The organism is Mycobacterium bourgelatii (assembly GCF_010723575.1).
Taxonomy (GTDB): Bacteria; Actinomycetota; Actinomycetes; order Mycobacteriales; family Mycobacteriaceae; genus Mycobacterium; species Mycobacterium bourgelatii.
In genome coordinates this window covers 3,610,307-3,618,714 of the sequence record NZ_BLKZ01000001.1, presented here as the reverse complement: position 1 = coordinate 3,618,714, position 8,408 = coordinate 3,610,307, and the positions used below count along the sequence as shown (strand labels likewise).

Annotated in this window: 9 protein-coding genes; 7 read left to right on the top strand and 2 right to left on the bottom strand. The window is 65.9% G+C overall.

Annotated elements, in window-relative coordinates; all coding sequences use genetic code 11:
- The first annotated feature begins 8 nt into the window (after positions 1 to 8).
- Positions 9 to 422 (top strand): BlaI/MecI/CopY family transcriptional regulator, encoded by a 414-nt coding sequence (locus tag G6N68_RS15765; protein WP_163713980.1) that lies wholly within the window; start codon positions 9 to 11, stop codon positions 420 to 422.
- A 31-nt stretch (positions 423 to 453) separates the two neighbouring features.
- Positions 454 to 762 (top strand): protein UsfY, encoded by a 309-nt coding sequence (usfY, locus tag G6N68_RS15760; RefSeq protein WP_163713976.1) that lies wholly within the window; start codon positions 454 to 456, stop codon positions 760 to 762.
- Here usfY and hypB read toward each other — a convergent pair.
- A complete protein-coding gene (gene hypB / locus G6N68_RS15755) occupies positions 759 to 1,604 on the bottom strand; it encodes a hydrogenase nickel incorporation protein HypB (RefSeq protein WP_163713973.1) in 846 nt (281 codons plus the stop codon). The two genes, usfY and hypB, sit on opposite strands and share 4 nt — an antisense overlap.
- Positions 1,605 to 1,628: 24 nt before the next feature.
- On the bottom strand, positions 1,629 to 1,970 hold the full coding sequence (locus tag G6N68_RS15750; RefSeq protein WP_163713970.1) for a hydrogenase maturation nickel metallochaperone HypA: 342 nt from the start codon (positions 1,968 to 1,970) through the stop codon (positions 1,629 to 1,631).
- A gap of 156 nt (positions 1,971 to 2,126) precedes the next feature.
- Between G6N68_RS15750 and hypF the strand changes: the two genes are divergently transcribed.
- From hypF to G6N68_RS15725, 5 genes are all read left to right on the top strand, one after another.
- Positions 2,127 to 4,487 carry a carbamoyltransferase HypF gene (gene hypF / locus G6N68_RS15745; RefSeq protein WP_308494631.1) on the top strand — a complete coding sequence of 787 codons (2,361 nt, stop codon included), beginning with the start codon at positions 2,127 to 2,129 and terminating at the stop codon, positions 4,485 to 4,487.
- Positions 4,460 to 4,735 (top strand): HypC/HybG/HupF family hydrogenase formation chaperone, encoded by a 276-nt coding sequence (locus G6N68_RS15740; RefSeq protein ID WP_163713966.1) that lies wholly within the window; start codon positions 4,460 to 4,462, stop codon positions 4,733 to 4,735. Before hypF ends, G6N68_RS15740 begins: the two co-directional genes overlap by 28 nt.
- Positions 4,732 to 5,835 carry a hydrogenase formation protein HypD gene (gene hypD, locus G6N68_RS15735; protein ID WP_163713962.1) on the top strand — a complete coding sequence of 368 codons (1,104 nt, stop codon included), beginning with the start codon at positions 4,732 to 4,734 and terminating at the stop codon, positions 5,833 to 5,835. Before G6N68_RS15740 ends, hypD begins: the two co-directional genes overlap by 4 nt.
- Positions 5,828 to 6,895, top strand: a complete 1,068-nt coding sequence (gene hypE / locus G6N68_RS15730; RefSeq protein ID WP_163713959.1) for a hydrogenase expression/formation protein HypE — start codon at positions 5,828 to 5,830, stop codon at positions 6,893 to 6,895. Before hypD ends, hypE begins: the two co-directional genes overlap by 8 nt.
- A 123-nt stretch (positions 6,896 to 7,018) precedes the next feature.
- A complete protein-coding gene (locus G6N68_RS15725; protein WP_163713956.1) occupies positions 7,019 to 8,395 on the top strand; it encodes an HNH endonuclease signature motif containing protein in 1,377 nt (458 codons plus the stop codon).
- The last annotated feature ends 13 nt before the right edge of the window (positions 8,396 to 8,408 follow it).

The window sequence follows — 8,408 nt, the reverse complement described above, 5'->3', positions numbered from 1 at the left end:
AGACCGCAGTGCCGGGTTTGAGACCGCTGGGCGAGCTTGAACAAGCGGTCATGGAGGAGCTGTGGAAGGCGCGCAGCCCGCAGACCGGGCGCCACTTGCACAACGCCCTGTCGGTTCACCGCCGCCTCGCCTACACCACGATCACGACCGTCCTCGCGCGATTGACGGCCAAGGGACTCGTGGTGGCATACCGCGACGAGCGGGCGCATCGTTATGCGCCGCGCCGGGAGCACGGTGAACTGGTGGCCGAGCTGATGGCCGAGGCGCTTTCGCACGCGACGGACGTGGCCGCCCGCCGGTCCGCGCTGATGCGCTTCGTCGCAAGCGTCAACCCCGACGATGCGTCGGCGCTGAAGTGCGCGCTGGCCCAGGTTCACGCCGCGGACCACCCAGGTGGGGGATGGCCGTCCAGTGCGTGCTGAGTAGCTCTTAGCTCTAGCAAAGGAGGAAATCATGTGTGACACAAAAGATCCCATCGACCACTTCCGCACAACCTGCCCGCACACCGGGGAATTCTTCATCGACCGATTGTCTTGGCCGGGGCTGCTTTCGGTAGTGCTGGGTCTCGCCTCGCTGATCGGCGGTGTGGCCTCCGCAGCGTATAAGCACCACGAGTGGTTGCTGACATTCGGAGTGGTCGGACTGTTGGCGATCACCGGTGGTATCGCTTGGCTGGTGCTCGAGCACCGTCGGGTGATGAGAATCGAAAGCCTTTGGCTTTCGGCCTATTCCGAACTCGGCACCGCCGCGCACCAGTCCTAACGGGCCGCGGCGAACTCCCGCACCCAGTCGAACCAGCTCTTCATGCCTTCGCCGGTGCGGGCACTCACCGGCAAGATCGTCGCGGTCGGGTTCACTTTCCGGATGTGTTCGATGTAGCTGTCGACATCCACGTCGAGGTGCGGGACCAAGTCCGTCTTGTTCAGCAGCACGACGTCGACGGACCGGAACATCACCGGGTATTTCAGTGGCTTGTCCTCGCCTTCGGTGACCGAGTACACCATCGCCTTGGCGTGTTCGCCGACGTCGAACTCGGCGGGGCAGACCAGGTTGCCGACGTTCTCGATGATCACCAGGTCCAACGGTGCCAGCTCGAGTCCCTGTAGTGCCCGGTTGACCATCGGGGCGTCCAGGTGGCACTCGCCGCCGAATCCGTTGCTGGTGTTCAACAACGAGATCTGGGCGCCCCGACCGTCGAGTTTGGCGGCGTCCAGGTCGGTCGCGATATCGCCTTCGATCACTCCTACGGACACTTCGCCGGCAAGTTCGTCGAGGGTGGCGGCCAGCACGGTGGTCTTGCCGGAGCCCGGCGAGCTCATCAGATTCAGCGCTCGAACGCCGTTGCTCTCGAACAGCTTGCGGTTGATGTCGGCCCGGGAGTCGTTCTCGGCGAAGATCGATTCCAGCACCTCGATGCGCTGAGATCCGGTGGCATACCCGCTGTGGTCACCATGGTCGTGGTCACCGTGACTGTGCTCGTGATCCCCGTGATCCCCGTGATCCCCGTGATCCCCGTGATCCCCGTGGTTGTGGTGGTGGTGACCGTCGTCGTCGTGGTCGTGGCTGTGCACCGTGCCATCGTCGTGCCGGTGAAACCTACCCATTTCCCCTCCCTTTCCTGCCGGTCTTCACGACACCTCGATCGAGGTCACCAGGAACTCGTTGCCGCGTAACACCTCGACGTCCACGCTCTCACACTTCGCGCAGCACACCGACCATCGCGAGTCGATCACCGACCGCTCCCCGCAGGGGCGGCACGCCACCTCGGCGGGCAGGAACTCGAGCTCCAGTTGGGTATCGGTCATGCTGTCATCCAAGTGCTCACACACCAGCGACCAGCAGAACTCAAGCGACTCGGGCACCACCTGGCGGAGCGCACCGACCTGGACCCGCACGACGTCGACGTGGCGACCCGCCGCGTGGGGCTTGACCACGCCGGCGATAGCCTGACACAGCGACAGCTCGTGCACTACACCATGCTGCCTCGCCAGGTACATCGCTGTCGCGCATATTGAGTGCGGAAAAACGCAGACTTTGTGTGCGAAATTGTGATTGTCGGCACATCGCACTCCATCTAGCGTGGGGCGTACCCGCCCGTGCCGCCAGCCCATCTGGCACGGGGGGCCTTGCTGCTCAGGAGGTTGATTTTGGGCAGTCGGAACAATGGGGGGACGAGCGTACGGCTGCGTCTCGACATTGCCGGCGTGGTCCAAGGAGTTGGATTCCGCCCGGCTGTCGCGCGCATCGCCGCACGTCACGGGCTATCCGGTTGTGTTTACAACGACTCCGGGTCGGTGCATTGCGAGCTGGAGGGCACGCGTGCCGCGGTGGATGCCGCGATGAGTGCAATCAGGTCCGAGCATCCCCCCATGGCCCGCATCGACTCACTGCGGGCGACCCCGATACCGCCGCGCGGGGACTCCCACTTTCAGATCATTGAGAGCCAGACGGTCGACAACCATCGCACCCTGGTGCCGCCGGACATCGCCATCTGTGCCGACTGCCTGCAGGAACTGTTCGACCCGGCCGACCGCCGCCACGGTCATCCGTTCATCACCTGTACCAACTGCGGTCCCCGCTTCACGGTCATCACCGACCTGCCGTATGACCGCCCGAACACCACGATGGCGCATTTCGAGATGTGCGCGGTTTGTGCGGCCGAATACTCCGACCCCACCGACCGCAGATTCCACGCGCAGACCATCGCCTGCCCCGATTGCGGGCCGACGTTGTCCTGGCATGGGCCCGGTGACGGCAGCGACCCCGTCGCCGCCGCCGCGGCAGCATTAGACGACGGTCTCATCGTCGCCGTGAAGGGCATCGGCGGATTCCATCTGGCCTGCCGAGCCGAAGATACGGCGGCCGTCGCCAGACTGCGGGAGCGAAAGAACCGACCCGCCAAGCCGTTTGCGGTGATGGTGCCCGATATCGCTGCGGCGCAACGCATCTGCGTGGTCAACGAGGCAGCGGCGGACCTGCTGGCCTCGCCGACCGCCCCCATCGTCTTGCTGCCCGCCCGCGACGACTCGGTGTTGGGCTCGGTGGCACCGGGCCTCGCCGAGATAGGCGTGATGCTGGCCTATTCGCCCCTGCATCATCTGCTGTTCGACCGGCTCGGCGCGGTTCCGCTGGTGATGACGTCGGCCAACCAGGGTGGATCACCGATCGTCTTCCGTGATTCCGACCTGAACTGGATCGACGGGCTGGCCGACGCGGTGCTCACCCACGACCGGCCGATCCACGTGCCGTGCGAAGACTCCGTCCTCACCGTCGACGCCGACATAGCTCGCCAAGAGGGCCGCGTGGTGCCGATCCGCCGGTCCCGTGGCTACGCGCCCCTCCCGGTATCGGTCGACGCATCCGTCGAAGGCGAGGTCATCCTGGCCACCGGCGGAGACCTCAAGACCACGTTTTGCCTGATGGATGCCGGCGGCCACGCGCACATGTCGTCGCACCTCGGCGACATGGCCGACCCCCGAACCCAGGCGTGCTTCGAAGGCGCGCTGGATCATCTGGCGTTCATGACCGACCGCCAGCCAACGCTTGTCGCATGCGACCTGCACCCGTCCTACGCCACCACCGGTTGGGCGCGCCGACGCCCGCAACCGGTCGTGCAGGTGCAACATCACCATGCGCACGCGGTGTCGCTGCTGGCCGAACACGGACGGCTCGACACGCCGATGCTCGCGGTCGCCTTCGACGGCACCGGCTACGGCACCGACGGCACCATCTGGGGTGGTGAACTGTTGCTGGTCACCGACCCCGCGGCGTTCACGCGCGTCGGACACCTCACGCCGTTCGCACTACCGGGCGGCGACGGCGCGGTGCGCCAACCCGGGCGGATTGCCTTGGACCTGCTGCACCGGGCCGGCATCGACTGGGCGCCGGACATACCGGCGGTTGCCAGGCTCAGCGAGCAGGCGCGGCACGTCCTCGGCCAGCAGATACCGCGCGGCATCGGTTGCGTCACGACCAGCAGCATGGGCCGACTGTTCGACGCCGTCGCCAGCTTGCTCGACGTCTGTCACGACGTGACCTACGAAGGGCAGGCGGCCGTCGAACTCGAGCACCTCGCGCGCCGCGGTCGGACGGTGCCGCTGGACATCGAGGTAACCGCCGGCGTGCTCGACCCGACGTCGTTGATCACCGACGTGGTGCGGCACCTGCGGGCCGGCACGACGCCGGCCGATCTGGCCGCGGGCTTCCACGACGCCGTCATCCGAGCGACGGCCGACGCCGTCAGCCAGGCGGCCGCCGGCATGGTGGCTACCGTCGGACTGACCGGCGGGGTGTTCGTCAACCGACTGCTGCGTGAAGGGCTTCGCAAAGAACTGTCCGACAAGGGCTTCGAGGTTCTCACTCATTCGGTGTTGCCGTGCAACGACGGCGGAATCGCGCTCGGCCAAGCGGTGATCGCCGCGCGGCGACAGGAAAAGCTTCCAGAAAGGGGGACCATCGAATGTGTCTCGGAATACCCGGCAAGGTAGTCGATACGTGGGACGAGGCGGGGACGCGAATGTGCACCGTCGACTTCGGCGGCACCACCAAAACCGTGTGCCTGGCCTATCTGCCGGACATGGAGATCGGTGAATACACCATCGTGCACGCCGGATTCGCGATCACCCGACTCGACGAGGCGTCCGCCAACGAGACCCTGCGGATGTTCCACGATCTCGGTGTTCTCGACGAGGAGCTAGCCGGTGACGAGGGTCAGATACGGAGGGAACTCGCATGAAGTACCTGGACGAATTTCGCGACCCGGCGGCCGCCCGCACCCTGGTGGATCGCATCAAGAAACGTGCCACCAAGACCTGGACCATCATGGAAGTCTGTGGCGGGCAGACACATTCGATCATCCGCAACGGCATCGACCAATTGCTCGACGGCGCCGTGGAATTCATTCACGGCCCGGGTTGCCCGGTCTGCGTGACGCCGCTGGAGATGATCGACCGCGCCCTGGAAATCGCCGCCCGCGACGACGTGATCTTCTGCTCCTTCGGCGACATGCTGCGGGTGCCCGGGAGTAGCCAGGACCTGTTCAGCGTGCGTGCCCGCGGCGGCGACGTGCGGATCGTCTACTCGCCGTTGGACGCCACCCGGGTCGCCGCGGACAACCCCGACAAGGAGGTGGTGTTCTTCGGGGTCGGCTTCGAGACCACTGCGCCCGCCAACGCGATGGCGGTGGTGCACGCCCAGCGACTCGGATTGACCAACTTCTCGATGTTGGTCTCACACGTGCTGGTGCCACCCGCGATCACGGCGATTCTCAGCTCACCGACCAACCGCGTCGACGGCTTCTTGGCGGCCGGACACGTCTGCACGGTGATGGGCACCAGCGAATACGGTCCGCTGGTTGACAAGTACCAAGTCCCCATCGTGGTAACCGGTTTCGAGCCGTTGGATCTGCTCGAGGGCGTCCGGCAGGTCGTCGACCTCCTCGAGGACGGAACACCGGAGTTGCGCAACGCGTATCCGCGCGCGGTGACCGCCGCGGGAAACACCGTCGCACAGCAGACCCTTGCCGACGTGTTCGTGGTGACCGATCGGCAGTGGCGCGGCATCGGCATGATCCCCAAGTCCGGCTGGACGCTGTCACCCCGCTACGCGCAGTTCGACGCCGAATTGAAGTTCGGGGTCGGACAACTGCGGGTGTCCGAATCCGCCGAATGCCACAGTGGGGAAGTGCTGCAGGGTTTGTTGAAACCCAACGAGTGCCCGGCCTTCGGTAAGTCGTGCACACCGCGCACGCCGCTGGGCGCGACCATGGTGTCCAGCGAAGGCGCCTGCGCCGCCTACTACCAGTTCCGCCGGCTGGAGGCGGCCGCCCATGCCTGAGCCGCCCGTCGCCATCGATCCGGCCGATTGGGTCTGTCCGCTGCCGCTGCGTGAGACGAAGCGCATCGTCCTCGGTCACGGCGGCGGCGGCGTGCTCTCGGAGGAACTGATCGAAAACCTGTTCCTGCCCGCGTTCGGCGGCGCCAGCGGCCCGGCCCGCGATTCGGCGTTACTCGACGTCGAGGGTGGACGGGTCGCGCTGACCACCGATTCCTATGTGGTGCAACCGCTGTTCTTCCCCGGCGGCAACATCGGAGACCTGGCGGTCAACGGCACGATCAACGACTTGGCTTGTAGCGGAGCCCAACCGGTCGCGCTGACCGCCGGGTTCATCCTGGAAGAAGGGCTCGAGCTGGAGGTGCTCGGCACGGTCGCCGAAACCATGGGCAAGGCCGCCGCCAACGCCGGGGTCGGGATCGTCACCGGCGACACCAAGGTGGTCGCCAAGGGTGGTGCGGACCAGCTTTTCATCAACACGGCTGGCGTGGGCGTGGTTCCCGCCGGTGTGCACATCGGGCCGGAGCGGGCGCGCCCCGGCGACCATATCCTCGTCTCCGGCAACCTCGGCGAACACGGCGTGGCCATCATGAGTGTGCGCGAGGGCATCGACTTCGGCACCGTCGTCACGTCCGACAGCGCCCCACTGCACCGGATGGTGGCGGCAATGCTGGACGCCGCCGGCGCGGCCGTGCATGCGCTGCGTGACCCGACGCGGGGCGGCCTGGTGGCATCCGTCGTCGAGATCGCCCGTGCCGCGACGGTGGGCATCGAACTCGACATAGCGAAAATTCCGGTGCCCGAGACGGTTTCGTCGGCGTGCTCGTTCCTCGGACTGGACCCGCTGCAGGTGGCCAACGAGGGCAAGATGGTTGCGTTCGTCGACCCGTCGCACAGCGAGGCGGTGCTGGAGGCCATGCGGTCGCGGCCCGAGGGGGCCGACGCCGCCTTCATCGGGCGGGTGGTGGCCGAGCATCCCGGGATGGTGGTGGGGAAGACACCGTTCGGTACCACCCAGGTCATCGAACGCCAACTAGGTGAACAACTTCCACGGATCTGCTGAGCACACCGCGTGCCCGGATCGTGCTAGCGCATGCGCTAGCACACTGTGCGCTAGCCAAATAACTTGTGCCGCTTGGTCTTGCGAACCGCATAACTTGTCAGTCCCCCTTCGTAAACTTGGGGTATGTCAACTGGCACAAGCGAGGATATCGCCGAGATCCTCGGCGGGCTGGATGCCCTCGCGGATCGCATGTGCGAGTTGACCTATGAGTCACAAACCACCGCGGAGTTATTACGCGCCAGGGAAAGCCTGGAACGTATCGTGCGCAAGCTGCGGGTGCCCGGGCACGGGATGGTCAACCAGCTCGCGGCTCAAGCAACCTGCGAGGAATTGGGTGGCACGTTAAGACAGGCGTTGGCCGACCGGTTACGGATCACCAAAGGCGAAGCCAGCCAACGCATCGCGGAAGCCGCCGACCTAGGCCCGCGACGCGCCCTCACCGGCGAACCGTTGCCACCGCTATTCGCGGCGACCGCCGAGGCTGAACGCGAAGGACACCTCGACAGTCAACAGATCAGCGTGATCCGCAAGTTCTTCGCCAAGCTGCCCGAGCGCGTCGACGCCGCCACCCGCGAGGACGCCGAACACAAACTGGTCCTGGTCGCCACCGGATTCCGCCCCGACGAATTGGCGAACTACGCACGGGTTTTCAAGGACTGCCTCAAGCCCGACGGAGACTTCCAACCGGAAGCCCAGGAGGCCCACAAGAACAGCGCCCGTGGTATCAGCCTGGGTAACCAGCAGTCCGACGGGTTGTCCAAGATCAGCGGAAAGATCACCGCGCAATTCCGGGCCATTATCGAGCCGGTGCTGGCGAAGCTGGCCGCTCCGGGCATGTGCAATCCCGCGGATGAGAACCCGGTGATCGACGGCCGCGCTTCGGCCGAGGCGGTCGACCGCGACTCGCGCAACCGGGCCCAACGTAACCATGACGCCGTGCAGACCGCCCTGCGTGTGGTGCTGAGGTCGGAAACCCTGGGCCAGCACCACGGGTTGCCGACGTCGATCATCATCACCACCACCCTCGCCGAGCTGGAAGCCGGCGCCGGGCGGGGGTTGACCGCCGGAGGAACCTTGCTGTCGATGAACGAGGTCATCGCCCTGGCCTCACCCTCGCACCCGTACCTGGCGATCTTCGACGAAGACAAGACACTCGCGCTCTACCACAGCAAGCGGCTGGCCTCCCCCGAGCAGCGTCTGGTATTGCTTGGCCGAGATCGCGGCTGCACCCGCCCCGGCTGCACCGTCCCCGGCTACTACACCCAGGTACACCACCTGGAGGGCTGGATGACCAACCGCCGCACGCACATCGACGAACTCACCCTGGCGTGCGGGCCGGATAACCGCATGGTCGAACTGCGAAAGTATGTGACTCGCAGAAACGCCCACGGCTACACCGAGTGGATTCCTCCCGAGCATCTCGACCACGGGCGACCCCGCGTCAACTGCATGCACCACCCGGAACGGGAACTGCAACCCCGCGATGACGATCCCGGCTAACCCGGCCAACCCG

Coding starts and splice junctions, on each gene's coding strand:
- hypD (WP_163713962.1), top strand. CDS start 4,732: ATGAAGTACCTGGACGAATTTCGCGACCCGGCGGCCGCCCGCACCCTG.
- hypB (WP_163713973.1), bottom strand. CDS start 1,604: ATGGGTAGGTTTCACCGGCACGACGATGGCACGGTGCACAGCCACGAC.
- hypE (WP_163713959.1), top strand. CDS start 5,828: ATGCCTGAGCCGCCCGTCGCCATCGATCCGGCCGATTGGGTCTGTCCG.
- G6N68_RS15740 (WP_163713966.1), top strand. CDS start 4,460: ATGTGTCTCGGAATACCCGGCAAGGTAGTCGATACGTGGGACGAGGCG.
- G6N68_RS15725 (WP_163713956.1), top strand. CDS start 7,019: ATGTCAACTGGCACAAGCGAGGATATCGCCGAGATCCTCGGCGGGCTG.
- usfY (WP_163713976.1), top strand. CDS start 454: ATGTGTGACACAAAAGATCCCATCGACCACTTCCGCACAACCTGCCCG.